This window comes from Youxingia wuxianensis (genome assembly GCF_014385085.1).
In the GTDB taxonomy this organism is placed as follows: domain Bacteria; phylum Bacillota; class Clostridia; order Oscillospirales; family Ruminococcaceae; genus Youxingia; species Youxingia wuxianensis.
Genome location: NZ_JACRTD010000001.1, coordinates 271624 through 292832 on the forward strand (window position 1 = coordinate 271624; position 21209 = coordinate 292832).

At 52.6% G+C, this 21209-nt stretch carries 28 protein-coding genes and 4 pseudogenes; 26 read left to right on the top strand and 6 right to left on the bottom strand.

The window, feature by feature from the left end:
• Positions 1-82 precede the first annotated feature (82 nt).
• Positions 83-1963 carry a recombinase family protein gene (locus H8705_RS01355; RefSeq protein WP_204898913.1) on the top strand — a complete coding sequence of 627 codons (1881 nt, stop codon included), beginning with the start codon at positions 83-85 and terminating at the stop codon, positions 1961-1963.
• Between the two features lie 26 nt (positions 1964-1989).
• Positions 1990-2139: pseudogene (locus H8705_RS01360) on the top strand (TnpV protein); the annotation flags it as partial.
• Here the strand turns inward: H8705_RS01360 and H8705_RS01365 are convergent.
• The 6 genes and pseudogenes from H8705_RS01365 to H8705_RS01390 form a co-directional block, all read right to left on the bottom strand.
• A pseudogene (locus H8705_RS01365) lies at positions 2130-2297 on the bottom strand (MobA/MobL family protein); the annotation flags it as partial. The pseudogenes H8705_RS01360 and H8705_RS01365 overlap by 10 nt on opposite strands.
• A gap of 140 nt (positions 2298-2437) precedes the next feature.
• Positions 2438-2884, bottom strand: coding sequence for a GNAT family N-acetyltransferase (locus tag H8705_RS01370; protein WP_262394080.1), 447 nt, complete (start codon positions 2882-2884; stop codon positions 2438-2440).
• A 334-nt stretch (positions 2885-3218) separates the two neighbouring features.
• Entirely contained in the window at positions 3219-3539 is a 321-nt protein-coding gene (locus tag H8705_RS01375; RefSeq protein ID WP_262394081.1) for a transposon-transfer assisting family protein, read from the bottom strand.
• Complete coding sequence (locus tag H8705_RS01380; protein WP_087418070.1) at positions 3536-3835, bottom strand: DUF3847 domain-containing protein; 300 nt, start codon at positions 3833-3835, stop codon at positions 3536-3538. Before H8705_RS01380 ends, H8705_RS01375 begins: the two co-directional genes overlap by 4 nt.
• Positions 3832-4170 carry a DeoR family transcriptional regulator gene (locus H8705_RS01385; RefSeq protein WP_087418071.1) on the bottom strand — a complete coding sequence of 113 codons (339 nt, stop codon included), beginning with the start codon at positions 4168-4170 and terminating at the stop codon, positions 3832-3834. Before H8705_RS01385 ends, H8705_RS01380 begins: the two co-directional genes overlap by 4 nt.
• Positions 4171-4362: a hypothetical protein gene (locus tag H8705_RS01390; protein WP_262394082.1), complete on the bottom strand. Its 192-nt coding sequence runs from the start codon at positions 4360-4362 to the stop codon at positions 4171-4173.
• Positions 4363-4895: 533 nt separating this feature from the next.
• Here H8705_RS01390 and H8705_RS13665 point away from each other — a divergent pair.
• The 24 genes and pseudogenes from H8705_RS13665 to H8705_RS01510 all read left to right on the top strand — a co-directional run.
• Positions 4896-4979, top strand: a pseudogene (locus tag H8705_RS13665) (helix-turn-helix domain-containing protein); the annotation flags it as partial.
• A 207-nt stretch (positions 4980-5186) separates the two neighbouring features.
• Positions 5187-5540 (top strand): TnpV protein, encoded by a 354-nt coding sequence (locus H8705_RS01400; protein WP_262394084.1) that lies wholly within the window; start codon positions 5187-5189, stop codon positions 5538-5540.
• A 124-nt stretch (positions 5541-5664) separates the two neighbouring features.
• A complete protein-coding gene (locus H8705_RS01405) occupies positions 5665-5856 on the top strand; it encodes a DNA-binding protein (RefSeq protein ID WP_087234091.1) in 192 nt (63 codons plus the stop codon).
• 22 nt (positions 5857-5878) lie between these two features.
• The gene (locus H8705_RS01410; protein WP_262394085.1) at positions 5879-6565 is read left to right on the top strand and encodes a response regulator transcription factor; all 687 of its coding nucleotides are present in this window, start codon (positions 5879-5881) and stop codon (positions 6563-6565) included.
• Positions 6541-7710, top strand: a complete 1170-nt coding sequence (locus tag H8705_RS01415) for a HAMP domain-containing sensor histidine kinase (protein ID WP_262394086.1) — start codon at positions 6541-6543, stop codon at positions 7708-7710. The genes H8705_RS01410 and H8705_RS01415 overlap by 25 nt, the downstream gene beginning before the upstream one ends.
• Before the next feature lie 125 nt (positions 7711-7835).
• Positions 7836-8588, top strand: a complete 753-nt coding sequence (locus H8705_RS01420) for an ABC transporter ATP-binding protein (protein WP_262394087.1) — start codon at positions 7836-7838, stop codon at positions 8586-8588.
• A complete protein-coding gene (locus H8705_RS01425) occupies positions 8578-10608 on the top strand; it encodes an FtsX-like permease family protein (protein WP_262394088.1) in 2031 nt (676 codons plus the stop codon). Before H8705_RS01420 ends, H8705_RS01425 begins: the two co-directional genes overlap by 11 nt.
• 470 nt (positions 10609-11078) lie before the next feature.
• Entirely contained in the window at positions 11079-11492 is a 414-nt protein-coding gene (locus H8705_RS01430) for an RNA polymerase sigma factor (protein WP_262394089.1), read from the top strand.
• A gap of 103 nt (positions 11493-11595) precedes the next feature.
• The gene (locus H8705_RS01435) at positions 11596-12048 is read left to right on the top strand and encodes an RNA polymerase subunit sigma-24 (RefSeq protein WP_262394090.1); all 453 of its coding nucleotides are present in this window, start codon (positions 11596-11598) and stop codon (positions 12046-12048) included.
• A 10-nt stretch (positions 12049-12058) separates the two neighbouring features.
• A complete protein-coding gene (locus tag H8705_RS01440) occupies positions 12059-12520 on the top strand; it encodes an RNA polymerase sigma factor (protein ID WP_262394091.1) in 462 nt (153 codons plus the stop codon).
• The gene (locus H8705_RS01445) at positions 12517-13056 is read left to right on the top strand and encodes an RNA polymerase sigma factor (protein WP_262394092.1); all 540 of its coding nucleotides are present in this window, start codon (positions 12517-12519) and stop codon (positions 13054-13056) included. Before H8705_RS01440 ends, H8705_RS01445 begins: the two co-directional genes overlap by 4 nt.
• Positions 12996-13292: a DUF3847 domain-containing protein gene (locus H8705_RS01450; RefSeq protein ID WP_262394093.1), complete on the top strand. Its 297-nt coding sequence runs from the start codon at positions 12996-12998 to the stop codon at positions 13290-13292. The genes H8705_RS01445 and H8705_RS01450 overlap by 61 nt, the downstream gene beginning before the upstream one ends.
• A gap of 39 nt (positions 13293-13331) precedes the next feature.
• Positions 13332-14924 (top strand): MobQ family relaxase, encoded by a 1593-nt coding sequence (gene mobQ, locus H8705_RS01455; RefSeq protein ID WP_262394239.1) that lies wholly within the window; start codon positions 13332-13334, stop codon positions 14922-14924.
• A gap of 99 nt (positions 14925-15023) precedes the next feature.
• Positions 15024-15200: a hypothetical protein gene (locus tag H8705_RS01460; protein ID WP_256186072.1), complete on the top strand. Its 177-nt coding sequence runs from the start codon at positions 15024-15026 to the stop codon at positions 15198-15200.
• Positions 15181-15579, top strand: coding sequence for a cysteine-rich VLP domain-containing protein (locus tag H8705_RS01465; RefSeq protein WP_054324691.1), 399 nt, complete (start codon positions 15181-15183; stop codon positions 15577-15579). Before H8705_RS01460 ends, H8705_RS01465 begins: the two co-directional genes overlap by 20 nt.
• Positions 15580-15694: 115 nt before the next feature.
• Positions 15695-16438, top strand: a complete 744-nt coding sequence (locus H8705_RS01470; RefSeq protein WP_262394094.1) for a phage replisome organizer N-terminal domain-containing protein — start codon at positions 15695-15697, stop codon at positions 16436-16438.
• Positions 16435-17298, top strand: coding sequence for an ATP-binding protein (locus H8705_RS01475; protein WP_262394095.1), 864 nt, complete (start codon positions 16435-16437; stop codon positions 17296-17298). The genes H8705_RS01470 and H8705_RS01475 overlap by 4 nt, the downstream gene beginning before the upstream one ends.
• Before the next feature lie 65 nt (positions 17299-17363).
• Positions 17364-17534, top strand: a complete 171-nt coding sequence (locus tag H8705_RS01480) for a transposon-encoded TnpW family protein (RefSeq protein ID WP_430691907.1) — start codon at positions 17364-17366, stop codon at positions 17532-17534.
• 78 nt (positions 17535-17612) lie between these two features.
• Positions 17613-17978 (top strand): hypothetical protein, encoded by a 366-nt coding sequence (locus tag H8705_RS01485; RefSeq protein WP_006574342.1) that lies wholly within the window; start codon positions 17613-17615, stop codon positions 17976-17978.
• Between the two features lie 86 nt (positions 17979-18064).
• Positions 18065-18961: pseudogene (locus H8705_RS01490) on the top strand (VirD4-like conjugal transfer protein, CD1115 family); the annotation flags it as partial.
• A gap of 96 nt (positions 18962-19057) precedes the next feature.
• Complete coding sequence (locus H8705_RS01495; RefSeq protein WP_002578752.1) at positions 19058-19270, top strand: Maff2 family protein; 213 nt, start codon at positions 19058-19060, stop codon at positions 19268-19270.
• Positions 19271-19281: 11 nt separating this feature from the next.
• Positions 19282-20148, top strand: coding sequence for a VirB6/TrbL-like conjugal transfer protein, CD1112 family (locus H8705_RS01500; protein ID WP_072852338.1), 867 nt, complete (start codon positions 19282-19284; stop codon positions 20146-20148).
• 14 nt (positions 20149-20162) lie between these two features.
• Positions 20163-20414 (top strand): hypothetical protein, encoded by a 252-nt coding sequence (locus H8705_RS01505; protein WP_021659237.1) that lies wholly within the window; start codon positions 20163-20165, stop codon positions 20412-20414.
• Positions 20404-21198 (top strand): DNA-methyltransferase, encoded by a 795-nt coding sequence (locus H8705_RS01510; protein WP_262394096.1) that lies wholly within the window; start codon positions 20404-20406, stop codon positions 21196-21198. The genes H8705_RS01505 and H8705_RS01510 overlap by 11 nt, the downstream gene beginning before the upstream one ends.
• Positions 21199-21209: the final 11 nt, after the last annotated feature.

Consider the following 21209-nt stretch of genomic DNA (forward strand, 5'->3'; position numbering starts at 1 on the left):
CTAAGTGACTTCTTAATCATGGTTTTTTGTCATGGTTAGTGAAGCAGCCACTTAGAGCATTTTCATTTCAGGAGGTACAGCCATGAGAAACGAGAAAATCACCCCACTGTATGAGCGTTTGAGCCGCGATGATGAATTACAGGGCGAGAGCAACTCCATAAGCCATCAAAAGCAGATGTTAGAGGAGTTTGCCCGCCGGAACGGGCTGCCGAACCCTACCCACTTCACCGATGACGGTGTATCGGGAACCCGTTTTGACCGCCCCGGCTTTCTGGCGATGATGGAGGAAGTCGAGGCCGGGCGGGTGGAGGCCATTGTTATCAAAGACATGAGCCGCCTGGGGCGTGACTATCTGAAAGTCGGCCAGGTCATGGAGATTTTGCGGCAGCGCGGCGTCCGGCTGATCGCCATCAATGACGGTGTAGACAGTCTGAAAGGCGATGATGATTTTACCCCGTTCCGCAACATCATGAACGAGTTTTACGCCCGCGACACCAGCCGGAAAATCCGCTCCGTGTTCAAGTCCAAGGGTATGAGCGGCAAGCACCTGACCGGCACTGTCATTTACGGCTATCTGTGGGACGAAAAACGGGAACACTGGCTTGTGGACGAAGAAGCCGCCGAAGTGGTACGCCGCATCTTTTCCCTGACGATGGAGGGCTACGGCCCCTATCAAATCTCCAAGCTGCTGTCCGAAGCAAAGGTTGAAATCCCCGCTGTCCATCTGGCCCGCTTCCACGAGGGCGTAAACAGGACGAAGCCGGTCAAAGACCCCTACGGCTGGGGATCATCCACCATTGTGAACATCCTGAAAAAGCGGGAATACCTGGGCCACACCATCAATTTCAAGACCCGCAAGCACTTCAAGGACAAGAAAAGCCACTATGTTGACGAAAGCGAATGGACGATTTTCGAGAATACCCATGAGGCCATCATCGACCAGGAAACCTTTGACAATGTGCAGCGCATCCGGGCGAATGTCAGGCGTTACCCGGACGGCTGGGGCGAGGCCCACCCCCTGACCGGCCTGATGTACTGCGCCGACTGCGGCGGCAAGATGTATGTTCACCGCACTTACAACGGAAAACGCGACCCGCAGTTTACTTGCAGCCAATACACCAAAGTCCCATGCGGGACGCTCTGCGGCACACAGCACCGCATCCGGGCCGAGGCCGTCCTGACCCTGATAACCGATATGCTCCGGGCCATCGCGGAGTATTCCAAGAATGACAGGGCTGAGTTTATCCGCACCGTCCAGGAAACGCAGGCTGCCCAGCAGACCGCCGATATATCCAAGAAGCGGAAACGGCTGGCCGCCGCCCAAAAGCGGGCCGGGGAACTGGAAAAGCTGATCTGCAAAATCTATGAGGACAACGCCCTGGGTAAGCTGCCGGACGCCCGGTATGAGGCCCTGGACGCACAGTACGCCAAAGAGCAGGACACCCTCAATGCGGAAATCGCGGAACTGGAAAAGACCGTTACCGGCTATGAGCAGAGCCGGAAATCTGCGGAAAAGTTTATTGCCCTGATTGATAAGTACGAGAACTTCGACACGCTGACAAACACCATGCTCAACGAGTTTGTAGAGAAAATCCTTGTCCATGAACGCGCCCGGAAAGGCAGCCAGGACACCACGCAGGAGGTTGAAATCTACTTCAACTTTGTGGGCCGGTATATCCCGCCCGCCTTGCAGCCGGTTCCCCTGACCCCGGAGGAACAGGAAGAACTGCGGAAGAAGGAGGAACGCAAGGACAGGCTTCACCAGAACTACTTGCGCCGCAAGGCAAACGGCAAGCAGAAGGAATGGGAAGAACGCTACAACGCCAAACGCAAGGCCCAGGTGGAGGCGGCAAAGGCCGCGATCCGGGCCGAGGATATGGAGAAGGGCATTTTTACCACCGTCAGCCAGTTACCCAGACAGGAGCCGCATAAGGCCACCTTACCGGCCAGCGCCGCAGTTTAATCATCACAGTGCAAAGGAGGACGAACATGAACGAATTGACTTACACCCGCTGCGGAGATTACTACATCCCCGACCTGAAACTTTCCGAGCAGCCGGAAGCTCCCATCGGCAAGTATGGCCGTATGCGGCAACGCTACCTGAAGGAACACCGGCCCGGCCTTTACAGCAGCATGATTTCGGTGTGGACGATTTCGCTTTTATGGGAATAGTATTTCTGTTTCTGGTCGTATTCGGAAAACAGCCGTTCCCCGCTCTGGTAGGCGGCGGCAGCGACAGCAGACTGGCGCTTGCTGCGCTGGACGATTTTCAGGTCAAAGTGCGGGCATGGTGGCATGACGGATTGTGACCTCCTTTCTCCCGGCGTCCGGGCAAAGAAAAAGCAGGAAACCGTTCCATGATTTCCTGCTCGGTGGTGCCGCCGGTGGGCGGCTGGTATTCAGTTTTTATGGTAGGGGCAGATTGGCAAATGGAAAGCTATCTTTCTAACTTAACAAGATATTCTGTGGTATCTTCTTCAAACTTTTTCTGACCTGTCAAACGAAAACCATGCCTTTGGTAAAAGGAGATTGCTCTAATATTTTTTTCTAATGCCCATAAATTATTTGCATGGAGTTCTTTAATTGCAAATTCAATTAGCTCATTGCCAATTCCCTGACTTTGAAAAAATGTATCTACATATAATTTACAAATTTCTGTTCCGTTCATTTGAATAAAACCCTTTATAAGACCATTATCAAATACATATATATTTTTGATAATTTCATCTTTTTTGAAGTAATTATTTACTAATGAAACAACTTGCAACTCCCCAAAAGAAAAACTTTCATCTTTGAATATAGGGAAAAAATTCATCCTGTTATTAAATACATATATTTCAGCTACTCTTGATAAATCATCTATTATTGCTTTTCTGATATACATCTTATATCTCCTTTACAACTTCCGATTTGTCGTTGCCTTCATTATACTGTATCAGCCCACAAAAAGGAATGGCTTTTCTGAAAACTTGTTGACTGGAAGCAGCTTGCAGCGCAAGGTGTTTCCGGGCGGCAAGTCCACAAAGGGGTAGCTGGCGGCAGCCAGCGCAGGGGAAGTGTAGCTTCCCCTGTGATGATTGGCAGGAGCCGGAGCGCTGCGGGCAATCATCCGCTTTCCGCAGGAAGCCCCCGGCAGGGCGCAACACACTACCTTCAGGTAGTGTATAGTTGCGCCCTCTTTCAGAGGGGCAGTCCACGGGCTGCGGCTCTGGAAGCGATTATGACCGTTCCCGGTCTGGCTCTTTTCTCTTGGGATGTGGCTTTTTCGTCCTCGCCTGTGCCTTGGCTTCGGCAAGCCTGCGCCGGATGGAATTGTCCCGCTTCTGGATAAACCGCTGCTTCGTATCAGCGATAAAGCGGCGGCACTCCGGCTCCGGGATGGCGTTCAGCTTTCGGATGGTATTCTCCACAATATCCCTTGTCTGCCGGTCACGGATAACCGGCACGATTTCTTTCAGCCCCGCAAGGGTGTCCTCTTTTGTACCGGCGGCGTACTGATAGACCATAGCCAACTCGTCTTTAGAAAAATTCATCTTCATTCTGCGCCCTCCTTCTCTGTGCCGTTTCCGGCAAACACTTTTTCCATAAGCTGACGGGTGCTGTCTTTGTGGAACAGCAGCTTCAAGAATAGACTGACCTGTTCATCCGTGATGGCTTCCGGGTGGGGAAGGTAGCTTTCCAGCATGGCGGCTCTGGTGCAAAGCCGGTGCGTCCGTTCCTTCCGGGTCAGCGCCTTGGCCTGATGGGTCAGACGCTTTTCCTCCTGTTGCGCCCAGCGCAGCTTCTTTTCCGTTTTCTCTATCTCCTGATTGAGTGCTTCCAGCTTTTCATTCATAAGCGGCTGTCCTCCTTCTTGGGAATGAGTACATATATCTTGTTGGGTTCCCCGAAGCCCTGACGCACCCGCAGTATCAGTCCGGCGTCCTCCAATTCATTCAGGGAACGCTTCACGGTCATGGTGCTGCGGGCAAGTGCCGCCGCCAGTTCCACGATGGGGAAATGGATAAATAAAATCCCGTTGGCGTCCTCTATGCCGGACAGGAAAATAATATCCAACATCCGGGCGTACATGACCTTGGCGGTGCTGCTGATCGGGAGCCGCAGCATGGCTCTTGGCAGCGGCATACAGGGCGGCAGGGTGGTATCTGTGGTCATAAATTCAACTTCCATTCAATCAGTGTCCTCCTTTACTTTTCGTTTTGAGCGTTTGGAAAGATAATGGGGGCAGTCCACAATGACCGCTCGGAAACTCTGCTTATAAGTGCGCTGGCATTTCCGGCAAAGGTCGTTGTACGTTACCCGCCCCCGTTCATTGAGGAAGAAGGATAGTTCCAGCTTCCTCTTTTTCGGCATTCTCGGCATGGTGCCTCCTTAAACGAAAATCCGCCCATTTCAGCCGTAACAGCCGCAATAGACGGATAGCAGATTTTAGTGTCGTGTTTCGGGGCGATTTTCAAGGAAAAAGCGGCCATAGAACCGTCCGGAAATCCCCCGTAGTATTACGGATAGGGTAGACTATGCCCTATCAGATTGTTGTGTTTTGGTATCAATTCGGTGTTCATTTTCGCCGGTTCTCCCTGATGTCGTTCCTGCCCCTGGCTCTCACAACGGCGTTTCGCTCCCTTTGGTACGCTCGTTGCGGTCAGGGTTCCTCCATTTCCCTGCCGCAAGTCGTTGCGCTACATCGCCGGGGAGCATATCCCATACAGGCCGGTCATTCGGTTGGAATAATCCATCGATGAACTAAGCCCATTATGGCACATTTTTGAGCCTTCTCCCGTATATCCACAAAGTAGGAAAACCGCCCCAAAATCGAAAATTTCCACGATTGCGGAACGGGTATGGTATAATGGGATTGACGGCGGCAGCCAGCCGCAGGAAGGAGCGATGTATCTATGAAAACCCGCATTTCCGTACAGGAACGCCTCAAAGATTTACGGGTGGAACGGGGCTTAAATCTGGAAGAACTGGCGCAGGAAGGCAAACGGCAAGCAGAAGGAATGGGAAGAACGCTACAACGCCAAACGCAAGGCCCAGGTGGAGGCGGCAAAGGCCGCGATCCGGGCCGAGGATATGGAGAAGGGCATTTTTACCACCGTCAGCCAGTTACCCAGACAGGAGCCGCATAAGGCCACCTTACCGGCCAGCGCCGCAGTTTAATCATCACAGTGCAAAGGAGGACGAACATGAACGAATTGACTTACACCCGCTGCGGAGATTACTACATCCCCGACCTGAAACTTTCCGAGCAGCCGGAAGCTCCCATCGGCAAGTATGGCCGTATGCGGCAACGCTACCTGAAGGAACACCGGCCCGGCCTTTACAGCAGCATGATTTTGAGCGAAAAGCTGTACCCGCACCTGTTGGAGATTGACCGGGCGGCGCGTGAACGGATGGATGCCATGCTGCCCCGCATGATGGAGGCGGCGGGCGTCACCGAGGAACTGAAAGCCCGTGACCCCATGCGCTGGGTGGGGCTGATGAATACGCTGAAAGCGCAGGCGGAGGAAATTGTTCTTACAGAGCTGATTTATCAATAGCTCTTTTACAAGCGGAGGCTGCTATTTTGCGGCCTCTGTTTGTTTTTACGCTTTCGACATATCTTCTGCCTTGTGTCCTTTAAGCAAATGAAATATAATAAAAAATGTTGTCAGAGGTACAAATATGGACTACATGACACTTAAAGAAGCAAGCGAAAAATGGGGCATTTTGTCCCGTCAAGTCAACTATTACTGCGTTGAGGATCGTATCCCTGGCGCTGTGAAGATAGCCGGTGTTTGGCTGATACCCAAAGACGCGGAGAAGGCGATTGACGAGCGGCGTAAAGTTGATAGAGATTTGAAAAATGATTGCTAAAATCATTCTTGGAGGTGTTGAAATGACGCAGACGATTATGATAATAGATGATGAAATAGAGATCTTAGATATGTTGAAACGCTATTTTTCCCTTGAGGGCTACCATGTAATTACGGCTGCCGGAGGTAAAGAGGCTTTACAGAAGTTATCAAAGCAACCCGATCTTATCCTGCTTGACATCAATATGCCGGATATAGACGGGCTTTCGCTCTGCAAAAGCATACGGGACTTTGTTTCTTGTCCAATCCTCTTTCTGACTGCGAATACTGAGGATAGCGACAAAATCAAAGGCTTTGGTGCTGGTGGGGACGATTATATTATAAAACCTTTTTCTGTTGACGAACTGGGAGCGCGAGTGTCTGCACATTTACGCCGCGAAAATCGCAGTAAAACAAAGCCTCGCGTTTTGTTCGATGGACAATTAGCGGTTGATTATTTAGAGCGAACAGTATATTGGGACGGAAAAGAAATCCCACTTTTGAAAAAGGAGTTTGACATACTCGAAGTGCTTTCACAAAACCCCGGACAGGTTTTTGATAAAGAACGGCTTTACGAAGCTGCATGGGGATTGGACGGGTTGGGAAATAACTCTGTTGTAGCGGAGCATATCAGAAAAATCCGCGCAAAGTTTGCTGCCGTTGGAGCCAAACAATACATTGAAACCGTTTGGGGGGTGGGATATAAATGGGAAAAAGCAAGCGTAAATTGAATGATCTGTCAATTCTTTCTACATTTGTTTTACTTGCAGTTGTTTTTCTTCTTCTTGCAATACTGCTGGTAGAAGTGGAAAGGACTTTGCTCACAAATGCACAGAGAGATATTGCCTTTCAGTATTCAGATGTGGTCGAAGGATTTAATTCTGAAAAGGTATGGGGAAATCAATCGGTATATTTGCTTTCAGAACATGATGGGAGAATGATGTGGCTGTACGAAATGGGGATGTGGACGTTGCCCCCCTTTACTTATCTTGCCTGTTTCATTTTGGCGGGATTTGTTTTTTACAGGAGTAAAATTAGAAGGCCTCTAATGTTCTTAACTACATCTGCAAACAGAATAGCCGAAAATGATTTGGATTTTTCGATTGCGTATGACAGAAACGATGAAATGGGATTACTATGCAAAGCATTTGAAAAAATGCGCTCTGCGCTGGAAAAAAATAATCGGGAAATGTGGCGTCAGATGAATGAGCGCAAAAAGCTAAATGCCGCTTTTTCTCACGATCTGCGAACACCCCTTACGGTCATGGAGGGGCATTTAGGCATTTTGCAAAAATACACGCCGCAGGGGAAATTAAGTGCTGACGATGTTATGCAGACCTACGCGGCAATGGCAGGGCAGATTGAACGGCTGAAAAACTATGCTTCTTCCATGAATACATTACAGCGGCTTGAAGATGTACCGATTGTGAGAAAACAGCTTGCAGCCAGCGATTTCACCGCAAGGCTCAATGATACTGCGGAAATGATTTGCGAGAGCAAGAACCTATCCATATCGGATAAAACCGTTGCCACAAGCCTTTGTGTTGACCCGGAAATTGTCTTGCAGGTTTTTGAAAACTTATTATCCAACGCCGCCCGTTATGCGAAATCTGCCATATCCATACAGTACACCGCCACAAATGATACCTTTTCAATCACTGTAACAGACGACGGGGCGGGCTTTGATGATACCACTTTGAAATTTGCAGCAAACCCGTTTTATACAACAGAGAAAAAGTCTGACACCGGGCAGCATTTAGGCCTCGGCCTCAATATCTGCAAAATCCTATGTGAGCGGCATAATGGAAATATCATTTTGTCGAATGGTATAGAAGCGGGCGCGTCTGTAACCGTCCGCTTTGGAATGATAGAATAATAAATTACTTTCTGCAATCTCCCTGTATTTGTACAGGGGGATTTTTTCGTTTGATAGATATTTGAAAATTGCCTTTTAGAATGAACTTGTAAACAGAAATCTAACAGAAAAGAAAGGGGAAGGTTATGTTACAGATTGAAAAGGTTTCTAAAACGTATCATTCAAAAGGCATAGACTATCCTGTTTTGAAAGAGATTACCGCAACTATTCACGACGGGGAATTTGTCGCCATTATGGGGCCGTCCGGCAGCGGGAAAACGACGCTGCTCAATGTGATTTCTGGCTTTATAAGTGCGGACGGCGGGAAGGTCATTCTTGACGGGCAGGATATTCTAACCGGCGAAGAAAATGAACTTGCAGAAATAAGGCAGCATAAACTTGGTTTTGTTTTTCAAGATTTTATGCTGCTGAACGGGCTGACTATCCGGGAAAACATTTTTTTACCGCAGATCATAGCCGGAAAACCGAAAAGCCAAATGGAGCAGAACACCCATACTCTGTTAGAGGTTTTCGGCATTGAAGAAATTGCGGAAAAATATCCTGCTGAAGTATCCGGGGGACAAAAACAACGAGCGTCCATAGCGAGAGCATTGTCTAATAATCCGTCCATTATCTTGGCAGATGAACCTACGGGAAATCTCGATTCAAAATCGAGTACTGCTGTCATAGAAGCATTTTTGAATGCGAAAGAAAAAATCGGCGCAACAATTTTTATGGTTACACATGATGCGTTTGCGGCTTCTTATGCCGACAAAGTGATTGCCTTAAAAGACGGTATCGTTTTTGGTGAATTAGTGCGTCACGGACAGCCCCGAGATTTTCTTGACGAATTACTGGACTTCACAAGAAAGGTAAACGGTGATGGGTATGACGCTTAACGATATTAGCAGAAAACTTTTTAAGAATAGCCGAAAGCAATACGGGCTTTTCTTCTTCTCTGTTGTTTTTTCCATAGCAATGACAGGGGCATACGGCGTTTTGCAGTACAGCCCTACTGTCACAAACGTCCTGGTTGATGGCGGTTCAACACAAACTATTTCACAAGCTATGTTTTTCGGCTCCATGTTGGGTATCATTGTCTTTCTTGTGTATGCAGACAGTATTTTCCTAAAATATAAGTCGCGGGAGATCGGAATTTTTCTGTCCCTCGGCATAGACCGGCGCAGCGTTCAAAAAATTGTTGTGAAAGAATACACGCTTCTTTTTCAATTTGCTGTATTCGTTGGCCTGCTTTTGTCGGTTCCGCTTGCTTACCTATGCTGGTCGCTTCTCAATTTGTTTTTGGAAACACAGGAAACAGCATTCAGTATCGGCTGGGTGGGGTTAATCATTGCGGTACTGTTTTCCTTGCTTAATTGGTTTATTTTGCGGACGATTAACCGCAGGTACATCAAAAATGTTGATATTTTGAAAATCATTAAGACCTCTGATGAAAACGAAACGGCGAAAAGCGGAAATTTATTCTTGTTGATTTTAGGCGCATTACTTGTCCCTGCCGGGATTGTTGCCTTTTTCACCTTGCAGAATATCGGCGGTTTTCTCAATACTTTGTTGGCCTTTGTAGGCTTGGCAGGAGCAGTTTTAGGCGTTTATCTGTTGATTATTCAATGCGCGTCTATTGGGGATATTCTGAAAAAGTACAATGACAAAGCATATTATAAGAACCTTGTCTTTTACAATCTTCTAAAACAGAAAATCCGGCAATATACCCGGTCTATATTTGTGGCGACGCTTCTTATTACCTTTACGACATTTGGTATCGGCTTCATAGCGGCAGGATTTATTGACGGTTATAACGTCGCTCTGAACGAGCCATACGATTACACGATCAATGCGACCTATGAACACCCCATGACCGAAAGCCGTATTGAAGAAATAGCCGAGGAAAGCAATGCGGTCATTACCAGCATAAAGCATATAGACTGCCTATTGCTCGGTGTGCAGAACAATTATAAAAACGGTGAGCGTGATTGGGGTTCGCGTATCGTCGTAAGCGAAGATAACTTTAATGTCTTATCCGGCGCGGCAATATCCGTACCAAAGGGAAGCTACACGGTTTACTATGACAGCAGCATGGAATATAAACTAAACGCTTTTTCGGCAGAAAGCAGCCTTTTTTACAACCCAACTACTGAACAAGAGTTTTACTTCATACAAAACGAGCCGATATGCTACGATGGGCTTTTTAATACACGGTCTGTATTTTCTTCTTTTCTGATTTTGAACAATGACGATTACCGCACGCTTGCGGCTACACTTGCCGACGAATATAGAGCCGTTTCCTATATGGTAAATGTGGAAAATTGGCAAGACACGATGGATTTTCAGAACAATATTCTGAAAGCCGTTATCTCTGACAACAACGGGGTAATCTTTACAAATTGGCACAACAGCGCGACATTCGAGAAAACAGGAAGTCAAGCGGAGTATCTTCCCTTTGATGGCAACGAAACTAAAATTGCCCGGTTGTGGTCGCTATATCCGCTTTCAAAGTTAAGCAGCACGACAACGCAGTTTGAAGCCTTTGCCACCTACCTTATGCTTATGTTATTTATCGCCATTGTTGCCTTTGTGTCCGCAGTCATGGTTATTGGACTAAAACTTATTAGCACGATATGGGACGACGCGGAAGTCTATAATGATCTACGGCGATTGGGAATGAAGCGCAAAAAGATTAAAGGACTTATTACAAAACAAATGCTATTCGTCTATTTTATTCCCACCGTACTTGGCTGTATCATTGGAGCCTTTACGACATACCGCATTATGCTTGTGTCCGGTGTTATTTACATTGGTGAAACAATGCAGTTAGTTGGTTGTGTGTGCGGTTTGGTGCTGATAATTCAGATTGCTATTTTCTTTGTACTTCGATCAAGAGTTATGCGCAACTACGCATGATACTTTCATAACAGATACACAAATCTGCCGGACGACGGCAAAAGAAAAAAAGCCGTCGTTCAGCAGGCAATCATCATGCCCTAATCACACTTACGGCGGCTTTGACAAAATCAAGGCCGCCGTTCCTTATGTCCTCGACAAAGGAGTGACGCCTATACACTGACACGGCGGCTTTAGGAGGGAGCCGCCATGAAGCACACTGACCGCCGACAAATTCAGACGATATTTGCACTACCGTCAAAAAAAGCCCAGCCACCGAACCGGCCCCGTCTGGCAGCCGGTGCGAAAATTGTCACAATGTAACTGAATACCGTATTTTTTGCGCTCGAATAGCTTTCTGCTGTCCGGGCGCTTTTTCATACCTGTGGGGACGGAACATCGGGTCAACATGGCCCGAGCCTTGCCCCCGGTGCCGTTCCCCGCCGCCCCGTTCAGATTTTCCCGCAAAAATCTGAACGGAGGAAAGGCAGATGGAAGTCACCATCAATTACAACGGACAAGCTGTGGCCGTGGAGGTCACGCTGGAAGTCTATGAATTTCTTGACCGGGCCGACCACAAAGCCGAGAACCTGTCCCATGAGCAGCGGCGGCATTGGGATGGCCGGGAGTTTGACGAATACATAGTTGCCACTGAGGGCGTGGGTATCTACGGTGAAACGCCGGAGGATTACCTTTGCCGCAAGGAAACACTGGGCGAGCTGATGGCCGTCCTGGACACCTGCACCGAGGCCCAGCGCCGCCGGTTCCTGCTCTATGCCCTGGACGGGCTGAGTTTTTCGGAGATCGCTGCCCTGTGCGGCTGCTCCAAGAGTTCGGTGCAAGGTTCCATTGAAGCAGTCAGAAAAATTTTTCAAAAAAATTTGAGAAACCACCCATACGAATGACCCCTTTTCGGGCTACCAAGTGAAAGGGATTGTTTCCCTTATCCCAGCGGGAGGCGGACAGCGGACAAGCTGCCCGCCTCTCCCATTTTCAGGAGGTAAGCCTATGAAAACAATCAATCTGCGGTGGATTTATCCCCACTACCGGCATGACGAGTTTGTGGAGGTCAGCGACGAGGTTTGGGAGGCCATGCGGCAGGCCCAGCGTGAGATGAACAACTATGAGCGCCGGAAGGTCTACCACCGCGCCTGGTACTCTCTGGACGCATATAGCTGGACGGAGAACTACGCGCAGGAACACGGCAGATCGCCGGAGGAAATCCTTTTGGAGCGCGAGGAACGGGCCGCCCGCCTGCGGCTGGTTACCGCCTTGCCGGAGGCCCTGGCCCATGCCACCCCCACCCAGGCTCGCCGCATCCGGGCCTACTACATCGCCGGTATCAACCAGCCGAAAATTGCCCGGATGGAGGGCGTACACAGCAGCAAAGTCAGCATTGCCATCCGGCGGGGTCTGCGGAATATGCGCCGCTGCTATGACGGCCTTTTCCCGTCAGAGTGAGGGCGGGCCTATGCAGACCATTAACCTCAAGCAATATTACCCGTTCTGCACCGAGGACACCTTTGTGGAGGTGTCGGATGAAATCGTTGAAGCGTTCCTGCTGGACAAGCGGGCCGAGGCCGCCAGGGAGCGCAAGATGTACCGCTACAAGGCGTTTTACTCCCTTGACTGCAATGATGGGATTGAGAACGCCGCTATTGGCTGGGCGCAGCCATCGCCGGAGGATTGCCTGATGGAAAAGGAAGCGCAGGCCGAATATGCCGAACTGCTCCGGCGGCTCTATGAGGCCATTTCCTCTTTGCCCCCAACGCAGGCCCGCCGTGTCCATGCCCGGTATATGCTGGGAATGAAAGTGAAGGACATTGCCGCGATGGAGGGCATTACCCCATCCCAGGCTGGGAAGTCCATCCATGCGGCGCTCCGGCGGCTGCGCCGGAACTTCATACGCCGGAAATGGACAAGCGGCCTATGAAAACCATCAATCTGAAAAAATACTACTACCCGATTTGTAAGAAAGACACCTTTGTGGAAGTGCCGGACGAGGTGGCAGACGCCATTGTGGAGGAAAGCCGCGCAGAGGACGCGAATGACGCCAAACAGCACTATCACTGTTACTCTCTGGACGCATCCCCCGGCATGGAAAACCATTTCCCGGAGCAGGCCGTTTCCCCGGAGGATATTCTGATGGAGAAGGAAACGGAACGGGAACAGGAGGCCGCCCGCGCCCTGATGATGGAACGGCTCCGGGAGGCCCATGCCACCCTGACGCCCCGGCAGGCAAGCTGCCTTCATGCCCGGTTTTGGGAGGGCAAGCAGTTTAAGGAGATTGCCGAGGCCGAAGGCTTTACGACATCAGCGGCCATTGTCACGGTTCGCAACGCCATTATCAAGTTACAGAAATATTATATCAAGCGCGGCTGGATGAAGCCGCCAAAGGAGAAAGCGATATGCACAAAGACAGCACCATCCAAGCGAAACAGAAAAAAGACGAGCGCGAAGAAGTCCTGAAGGAAATCCGGCAGCTTGAGAACCGCCAGAAGATTTTGGAGAACAAGCAGCGCAATGAGGAACGCAAGGCCCGCACCCGCCGCCTGATTGAGCGCGGGGCCATTTTGGAGGGCATTTTCCCTCTGGCCGCCGATCTTCCCGGCGTAGAGGTCAAAGCGTTCCTGATTGCCCTGTCCCATCTTCCGGGGGCGGCGGAACTGGCCGCAAAACTGCCGAAATCCGGGGACAAGCCGTAAGTCCCTTGTTTACAAGGGCGCACTTATACACCGTTGCCGGTGTCGTGCGCCCTGCCGGGGGCTGTTGCGTACTTCGTCCGCGATGGGGAGCTACACTCCCCAAACCCCTTGTGCGCCACAGGCCACGGAACATCCGCAAGCGGCTGTCCCGTCCCCTGCGGCCTGAATATCCCTCACCGAAAGGAGGCGATCCCCATAGATTTTTGCCATATCCCCGTCAGTATCATCAAGCGCAGCGAGGGCCGTTCCGCTGTTGCCGCAGCCGCCTACCGCAGCGGAACCAAGCTGACGAATGAATGGGACGGCCTGACCCATGATTACACCCGGAAGGGCGGCGTTGTCCATGCGGAAATCATGCTGCCCGCCCACGCCCCGCCAGAGTTTGCAGACCGTTCCACCCTCTGGAACAGTGTGGAGCAGATTGAGAAAGCCAGGGACAGCCAGCTTGCCCGCGAGATTGAAGCGGCCCTGCCCCGCGAACTGTCCAGGGAACAGCAGCTTGCCCTTGTCCGGGCCTATGTGAAGGACAACTTTGTGGACAAGGGGATGTGCGCCGACTTCGCCATCCACGATAAGGGAACCGGCAATCCCCATGTTCATATCATGCTGACCGTCCGGCCCCTGAAAGAAAATGGCGCATGGGGCGCGAAGTGCCGCAAGGCATACGACCTGGACGAGAACGGCCAGCGTATCCCGGATGGGAAAGGCGGCTGGAAGAACCACCGGGAGGACACCACCGACTGGAACGACAAAGGGAATGTGGAGATTTGGCGGGCGGCATGGGCGGCCTGTACCAACCGGGCATTGGAGGCCGCCGGTCAGCCCGCCCTGGTAGACCACCGCAGCTACGAGCGACAGGGCATTGATAAAATCCCCTCTGTCCACCTGGGGCCAGCGGCCAGCCAGATGGAGAAGCGCGGTATCCGCACCGACAAGGGAGAAGTCAACCGGCAGATCGCCGCCGACAACAAGCTGCTCAAGGAAATCAAGGCCCGCATTACCCGCCTCTACAACTGGTCTAAGGCCGAGGCCGAGAAGCCGGAAGGCCAGCAGCCCAGCATGATGGACTTGTGGGAGGCCCAGCAGCAGCTCAAGCGGCCTGACACCCGCACCGGCAAAATCCGGGCTTTGCAGGAGAGCGCCGCCCTGTTCAGCTTTATGCAGGCAAACGAAATTAAGACCATGCAGCAGCTCCACGATAAAATCTCCGATATGAACAGCAGCTACTATGACCTGCGGGGGAAAATCGTCCAGGCCGAGCGCCGGATTGCCACCCTCACCGAGCGTGGGGAGATGTGGGCGCAGTACAACAAGTACAAGCCCATCCGCAAGCAGCTTGCCAAGGTAAAGCCGGAGAAACGGGAACTGTTCGAGCAGCGCTACAGCCGGGAACTGATCCTCTATGACGCGGCGGCCCGGTATCTGAAAGAACTGAAGGACAGCGGCGAGGAAATCACCCCCAAGGCATGGCAGCGCGAGATCGACCTGTTGACCGCCCAGAAGCAGGTGGACACCATCGACATGAAGGCCATGCGGGAGGAACTGAAAGCCGTTGAACGGCTCCGCAAGGCTGCCGACCAACTGGCCCGCCAGGGACAGGACAAGTCCCATGCCCGGGGGCCGGAACGGTAAAGGGTACGGCGTTTGGGCGACCCCTTTTAGGTGCGTCGCGTTTCACGACACCCCTTTGCACAGAACTGTCAACATTCACTCATGGAAGGAGATTGCCCTATGAAGCAGATTATTTTACCCGTCACTGTCCACCTGAATATCCGCCTGCCCCTTGCCCTCTTGCAGTCGGAACCGGCAGGCGCGCCCACCGGCCCGGAGCCGGAGGCCCATGCCTGCCAGGGATGCGGCAACTGCGGCGGGTGCGGGAAGTGCCAGCATGAAGAAAAGCAAGCCTGAACCCATCCCCGTCATGGACTACCGCCAGTACCGCAGAACGCGGCGGCTGGTACATGAGTGCTGCAACTATGACGGCGGCAACTGTATCGCGCTGGACGATGGGGAGGAATGTGTCTGCGTCCAGTCCATTTCCTACTCCCTGTTGTGCCGGTGGTTCCGGGCGGCGGTGCTGCCGCTGGACAGGGAACTGGAAACGGCCCTGTTCCACCGCCTGGACGCCAAGCGGTGCGCCGTCTGCGGGGCGCTGTTCACCCCCGGCTCCAACCGGGCCAAATACTGCCCGGAATGTGCCGGACGCATGAAGCGTATCAAGGCCGCCCAGCGCAAGCGCAAACAGAGGGCGAAATGTCACGCTTTAGGGGCCGAAAACCCCTTGTAAATCAAGGCTTTTTTCGAGGGTGTCGCTGGGGGCCTGATAGATTTATCCTCTGGCCCTCAAAACGGCCCTCTAAAGGCGTACAGACCCCTGAAACAAACCCCAAGGAGGAAATCCTATGTCAGACAACCGAAAATATTACTACCTGAAACTCAAAGAGAACTATTTTGACGATGACTCCATCGTGCTGCTGGAAAGTATGCAGGACGGTGTTCTGTACTCCAACATCCTGCTCAAGCTGTATCTGAAATCCCTGAAACATGGCGGGCGGCTTCAACTTGACGATAATATCCCCTATACGGCGCAGATGATCGCCACCATCACCCGCCAGCAGATCGGCACTGTGGAGAGGGCCTTGCAAATCTTCCTGAAGCTGGGCCTTGTGGAAGTGCTGGACAGCGGCACCTTCTACATGAGCAATATCGAACTGCTGATCGGCCAGTCCTCCACCGAGGCCGAGCGAAAGCGGGCGGCAAGGCTCCAAAACAAGGCTCTTTTCGCGCCCCGGACAAACGGCGGACATTTGTCCGACATTCGTCCACCAGAGATAGAGTTAGAGAAAGAGATAGAGATAAAGAGAGAGATAGAGAAGGGACGTTCCGAATCGGGGCGCACCGCCCGCGCCTATGGCCGTTACCAGAATGTTTTCCTGACGGACGAGGAACTGGCGGACTTGCAGGCCAGCTTTCCCACCGTATGGGGCCAATACATCGAAAAGCTGTCCGAGTACATGGCCTCTACCGGCAAGCGGTATCAGAGCCACGCCGCCACCATCCGGCGCTGGGCCGGTGAGGACGCGAAGAAAGCAGCCCCGCCCACCCGCAACCGGGATTACAGCGTAAAGGAGGATGAAACCGTATGATGGAGATTACCGCAGAAATCCGGGCGCTGATCGACAAGGCAGCCGCCGGTGTGGAGCTGGCCGGGGACGAGTACATAGACCCGGCAGACGGCCTCATTCACTGTAAAAAGTGCGGCGGCCAGAGGCAGACCGTTGTGCCATGCTTTGGGAAACCGGGCTACTTCATGCCTCGCTGTATCTGCCAGTGCCAGCGGGAGGCCGAGGAACAGCGCAAGGCCGCCGAGGAACGGCAGCGCCGCATGGAGCGCATCAAGCGCCGAAAGGCCCAGGGCCTGCAAGACCGCTATCTGTACGACTACACCTTTGCCAACGACAACGGCCAAAATCCCCTGATGGACAAGGCCCGCGCCTATGTAGAAAACTGGAAGGAGGCATACAAAAACAACACCGGCCTGCTGCTGTTCGGGGATGTGGGAACCGGCAAGTCCTTTTTCGCAGGTTGTATCGCCAACGCCCTGCTTGACCGGGATGTGCCGGTGCTGATGACGAACTTTCCTACCATCCTGAACCGCCTGACAGGGATGTTCGACCAGGACAGGGCCGACTTTATCGCCAGCTTTGACGAGTACGACCTGCTCATCATTGACGATTTGGGTGTGGAGCGCAGTACCGAGTATGCGATGGAGCAGATGTTTTTCGTCATTGACAGCCGCTACCGCAGCCGCAGGCCCATGATAATCACCACCAACCTGAAACTGGCCGAACTCAAGAACCCGCCCGACCTGGCCCACGCCCGTATCTATGACCGTATCCTGGAACGGTGCGCCCCGATCCTCTTTGCCGGGAAAAACTTCCGAGAGGAAAACGCCGGGGCCACCAAGCAGGCGGCGAAAGACATTGTGAACCGTAAGAGCGACTGATTGTTTTGCCGGACGGCGCAGCCCCGCCCGGAGAAAGGAGCGCCATGAGCGAAGAAACCCGTACCATGCAGACCGCAGACACCATCCCTACCAGAGCGCCGGAGGACGCCCCCGCGCTGGTAAAGAAAATCGGCAAGACCACCTACAAGGTGCGCGTCCATTTCAGCCAGACCAGCACTGAAACCATGAGCGACAAAATCAAGCGTATGCTTAAAAACGAGATACAGCAGATGTGACCGGCTGATAAAGCCAGCCGCCTTGTGTTAAACTGATGATGGTACACGCCAAAACTTTTAGTCAAGGAGGACACAAAAATGCTATACACAGAAAAAGAGAAAAATGAGATTGAGCGCGTCCGCAAAGTGTTTGAGAAACATATCCAGCAGATGACCGCTTATGATTTGGTTTGGTCGGACAAGGTCGGCTATGTGTGGCTGGCAATATCTATCGACCCGGTCTATATTGATACCGGCAACTGGATAGAGTCCGCTACTGGCCTTTGTTATGAGTGCTTGAATGATATAGCACTGGATGTTTTTGGAATGACCGGAAACGACCATGACTTCGAGGACGCCGATCCGCTGGAACTGGCCGAGATTAAGCGGCGCTGGAAACCCTATATCGACCAACTGCCGGAATATGCGTACCTTTGCGACGAACTGTTAAGCAGGAGAAAATAACCCATCCGCAAAAGTGTCAGGAGCTAAAATCTGCTTCTGGCACTTTTTTTGTGGCTTTTTCGTGAATTTGATTAAAAAGTCCTTGACAACTCGTTTCGGGCAAGACCGCAAAAAGCATTTTGATTTCCTGCGGCTCCCGGCTGGCCCCCTTTGACATCCCCCAGCTCCGGGAGATTATGAGCTATGACGAGCTGGAGCTTGACCGCATCGGGGATCGGAAAACGGCGGTTTTCTTCACGATTTCCGACACAACCCCCACTTATAACTTCATTGTTGCCCTGGCCTTTTCGCAGATGTTCAATCTCCTGTGTGAACGGGCCGACAGTGTTCACGGGGGCCGCCTGCCCCATCATGTGCGGGTGCTGTGGGACGAGGCGGCGAACACGGGCCAGGTGCCCTCGCTGGAGAAGCTGGTGGCCGTCATCCGTTCCCGTGAGGTAAGCCTGTGCCTGTTCTACCAGCAGTACGCCCAATGCAAGGCCATATACAAGGACAACGCCGAAACGATCCTGGGAAACATGGACAGCGTGGTTTTCCTGGGCGGGCGGGAAAGCTCCACCATCAAGGAAATATCCGAAAACTGGCTGGGCAAGGCCACGATCTCCATGCAGACCGAGGGCCGCTCCCGTGGGCAGTCGGAAAGCTACAACCAAAACACCCAGCGGCTGGGCCGGGAGCTGATGACCCCCAGCGAGCTGGCTACCATGCCGGGCGATAAGTGCATTTTGCAGCTGCGGGGCCTGCCCCCGTTCTTTTCGCCCAAATACGATTTGAAACAGCACCCGAACTACAAGTACACGGCTGAGGCCGATAAAAAGAAAAACGCCTTTGACCTTGATAAGCTCATTAACCGCCGCAGGCGGCCTGGGCTGAACGAGGCTTGTGAGGTGTACGAGGTAGACGTATCGGACACAGGGCCCGTAAGCGAGGACGAGGACATCCTCAACTACGACGATGTGGACGATCCGGATGCCTATGTATAAAGCACTTCTGGACAAAGTGTCCAGAGGTCGTAACCTGCCGCCCAAATGGGCGGCTTTTTTCATAGCCGGGGAAAAACCCGGAGAAATGGAGGCTATATGCAGTTCTTTTCTTCCGCTATTGATACTTTGCAGACCCTTGTTGTGGCCCTGGGCGCTGGCCTGGGCGTGTGGGGCGTTGTCAATTTGCTGGAGGGCTACGGCTCGGACAATCCTGGTTCCAAAAGCCAGGGCATGAAGCAGCTCATGGCGGGCGGCGGCATCATCCTGCTGGGCACCACCCTGATCCCTCTGCTGTCCGGCCTGTTTTAAGGTAGCGGCTTATGGATTTTCTCACCGACTGGCTCACGGACTGGCTCAAAGAGCTGCTGATTGGCGGGATCATGGGGAACCTGGAGGGGCTTTTTGATTACGTCAATACCCAAGTCGGAGAGATTGCGGTACAGGTGGGGACTACCCCGGCGGCGTGGAACGCCGGGGTATTTTCCCTCATCCGCCAGCTTTCCGAAACGGTGATCTTGCCGATTGCCGGGCTGGTGCTGACCTTTGTTGCCACCTATGAGCTCATTCAGATGCTTTTGGAAAAAAACAATATGCACGAGTTTGACGTGGCGAATATCTACAAATGGATATTCAAAACGGCTTGTGCCATCTTCATTCTCTCAAACACCTTTAATATTGTGATGGCCGTCTTTGACGTGTCGCAAACGGTGATCGCCCAGGCGGGCGGTCTGATCCAGGGCTCCACGGACATCACGCCGGATATGATGGCGGAGCTGGAAACCACCCTGGAGGGGATGGATTTAGGGCCGCTTTTGGGCCTGTGGCTCCAGTCCTCCATTATTGGCGTTACCATGTGGGCGCTGGGCATCGTCATTTTTGTGTTGGTGTATGGCAGAATGTTGGAAATCTATTTGCTCACCAGTTTGGCCCCCATCCCTATGGCAACGATCTCCCATCGGGAGGTGGGACAGATCGGGCAGAACTATCTGCGCTCCCTGTTTGCCGTGGGCTTCCAGGGGTTGCTCATTCTGGTGTGTGTTGCGATTTATGCGGTGCTGATCCAGGGAATTGCCACAGGCGGAGATCCCATTGGGGCGATTTGGGGCACCGTGGGCTATACGGTTTTGCTCTGCTTCATGCTGTTCAAAACCGGGACGATTGCGCGAAGTATCTTTAGCGCACATTGAGAAAGGGGTGTTATATGCCGAGAAGATATGGGCCCGACGGGTCGCGCCTGTGGAACGGGAAAGCGCCGGAGGACTTCAACCAGGCCGATGTTTACCGTTTTATGGCGGAAACGGAGGCCGTTTTGCAAAAGCAGGAATTGCTGGGCGGCAGGGATGACGCGAAGAAAATTGCCCAGCAGTTAGCCGAGGGGCGGGCGCAGGCCGCCCGTGAAAACGCCGCCCGGCCCGCCCCGGCAAAGGGCAAGGAGGCCAGGGATGACCGATAAGGGCACCTCTGGACAAAGTGTCCAGAAGTCCCCGGAGCTCCCGGAGGGCCTGTTCCTTATGGATGGCATTGAGGGCCTGCGCTCCCTGCCCCGTCATTCTGTGGATATGCTCTTGACCGATCCGCCTTACGGCACCACCCGGAACTTTTGGGATGTGCCCCTGCCGCTCCCGGAGCTGTGGGAGGCGGTCAAGTGGGCAGTCAAGCCGGACGGCGCTGTACTGTTCTTTGCACAATGCCCCTATGACAAGGTGCTGGGGGCATCCAACCTGTCCATGCTCCGCTATGAGTGGGTATGGTACAAAAGCCGCTGCACAGGGTTTCTCAACGCCCGCCGCGCTCCGCTGAAAAAGACGGAGAATATTTTGGTGTTCTATCAGAAGCTCCCGCTTTACAATCCGCAGTTTGAGCAGGGCAAGCCCTACAAGAAAATTGCGGGCAATAATGGGAACAGCACCAACTACGGAAAATTTACCCGTTCCGGCAGCGGATCGGAGGACGGCCTGCGCTTTCCCGGAAACGTGCTGACCTTTCCAGCCGTCCAGCGCACCGTCCACCCCACGCAGAAGCCGGTGGCCCTGTGCGAGTATTTCATCAAAACCTACACCCGGCCCGGCGAGGTGGTTGCGGACATCTGCGCGGGCTCTGCCACAACAGCGGTTGCCGCCCTCAATACGGGCCGCCGCTTCCTCTGTTTTGAAACCGTCCCCGCCTACTACGCCGCCGCCACAGAGCGCATCCGTCTGGCGCGGGCAGCGTTGGAGGCCGGGGAGAAAGGAGTGTAACTATCGGACAG

Excerpts from the sequence above, each read along its gene's own strand:
- H8705_RS01510 (WP_262394096.1), top strand. The coding sequence starts at position 20,404 with ATGACCGATAAGGGCACCTCTGGACAAAGTGTCCAGAAGTCCCCGGAG.
- H8705_RS01435 (WP_262394090.1), top strand. The coding sequence starts at position 11,596 with ATGAAAACAATCAATCTGCGGTGGATTTATCCCCACTACCGGCATGAC.
- H8705_RS01375 (WP_262394081.1), bottom strand. The coding sequence starts at position 3,539 with ATGAAGATGAATTTTTCTAAAGACGAGTTGGCTATGGTCTATCAGTAC.
- H8705_RS01485 (WP_006574342.1), top strand. The coding sequence starts at position 17,613 with ATGCTATACACAGAAAAAGAGAAAAATGAGATTGAGCGCGTCCGCAAA.
- H8705_RS01430 (WP_262394089.1), top strand. The coding sequence starts at position 11,079 with ATGGAAGTCACCATCAATTACAACGGACAAGCTGTGGCCGTGGAGGTC.
- H8705_RS01380 (WP_087418070.1), bottom strand. The coding sequence starts at position 3,835 with ATGAATGAAAAGCTGGAAGCACTCAATCAGGAGATAGAGAAAACGGAA.
- H8705_RS01505 (WP_021659237.1), top strand. The coding sequence starts at position 20,163 with ATGCCGAGAAGATATGGGCCCGACGGGTCGCGCCTGTGGAACGGGAAA.
- H8705_RS01465 (WP_054324691.1), top strand. The coding sequence starts at position 15,181 with ATGAAGAAAAGCAAGCCTGAACCCATCCCCGTCATGGACTACCGCCAG.
- H8705_RS01370 (WP_262394080.1), bottom strand. The coding sequence starts at position 2,884 with ATGTATATCAGAAAAGCAATAATAGATGATTTATCAAGAGTAGCTGAA.
- H8705_RS01400 (WP_262394084.1), top strand. The coding sequence starts at position 5,187 with ATGAACGAATTGACTTACACCCGCTGCGGAGATTACTACATCCCCGAC.
- H8705_RS01385 (WP_087418071.1), bottom strand. The coding sequence starts at position 4,170 with ATGGAAGTTGAATTTATGACCACAGATACCACCCTGCCGCCCTGTATG.
- H8705_RS01425 (WP_262394088.1), top strand. The coding sequence starts at position 8,578 with ATGACGCTTAACGATATTAGCAGAAAACTTTTTAAGAATAGCCGAAAG.
- H8705_RS01410 (WP_262394085.1), top strand. The coding sequence starts at position 5,879 with ATGACGCAGACGATTATGATAATAGATGATGAAATAGAGATCTTAGAT.
- H8705_RS01450 (WP_262394093.1), top strand. The coding sequence starts at position 12,996 with ATGCACAAAGACAGCACCATCCAAGCGAAACAGAAAAAAGACGAGCGC.
- H8705_RS01390 (WP_262394082.1), bottom strand. The coding sequence starts at position 4,362 with ATGCCGAGAATGCCGAAAAAGAGGAAGCTGGAACTATCCTTCTTCCTC.
- H8705_RS01420 (WP_262394087.1), top strand. The coding sequence starts at position 7,836 with ATGTTACAGATTGAAAAGGTTTCTAAAACGTATCATTCAAAAGGCATA.
- H8705_RS01500 (WP_072852338.1), top strand. The coding sequence starts at position 19,282 with ATGGATTTTCTCACCGACTGGCTCACGGACTGGCTCAAAGAGCTGCTG.
- H8705_RS01405 (WP_087234091.1), top strand. The coding sequence starts at position 5,665 with ATGGACTACATGACACTTAAAGAAGCAAGCGAAAAATGGGGCATTTTG.
- H8705_RS01440 (WP_262394091.1), top strand. The coding sequence starts at position 12,059 with ATGCAGACCATTAACCTCAAGCAATATTACCCGTTCTGCACCGAGGAC.
- H8705_RS01460 (WP_256186072.1), top strand. The coding sequence starts at position 15,024 with ATGAAGCAGATTATTTTACCCGTCACTGTCCACCTGAATATCCGCCTG.
- H8705_RS01480 (WP_430691907.1), top strand. The coding sequence starts at position 17,364 with ATGCAGACCGCAGACACCATCCCTACCAGAGCGCCGGAGGACGCCCCC.
- H8705_RS01415 (WP_262394086.1), top strand. The coding sequence starts at position 6,541 with ATGGGAAAAAGCAAGCGTAAATTGAATGATCTGTCAATTCTTTCTACA.
- H8705_RS01355 (WP_204898913.1), top strand. The coding sequence starts at position 83 with ATGAGAAACGAGAAAATCACCCCACTGTATGAGCGTTTGAGCCGCGAT.
- H8705_RS01495 (WP_002578752.1), top strand. The coding sequence starts at position 19,058 with ATGCAGTTCTTTTCTTCCGCTATTGATACTTTGCAGACCCTTGTTGTG.
- H8705_RS01445 (WP_262394092.1), top strand. The coding sequence starts at position 12,517 with ATGAAAACCATCAATCTGAAAAAATACTACTACCCGATTTGTAAGAAA.
- H8705_RS01475 (WP_262394095.1), top strand. The coding sequence starts at position 16,435 with ATGATGGAGATTACCGCAGAAATCCGGGCGCTGATCGACAAGGCAGCC.
- H8705_RS01470 (WP_262394094.1), top strand. The coding sequence starts at position 15,695 with ATGTCAGACAACCGAAAATATTACTACCTGAAACTCAAAGAGAACTAT.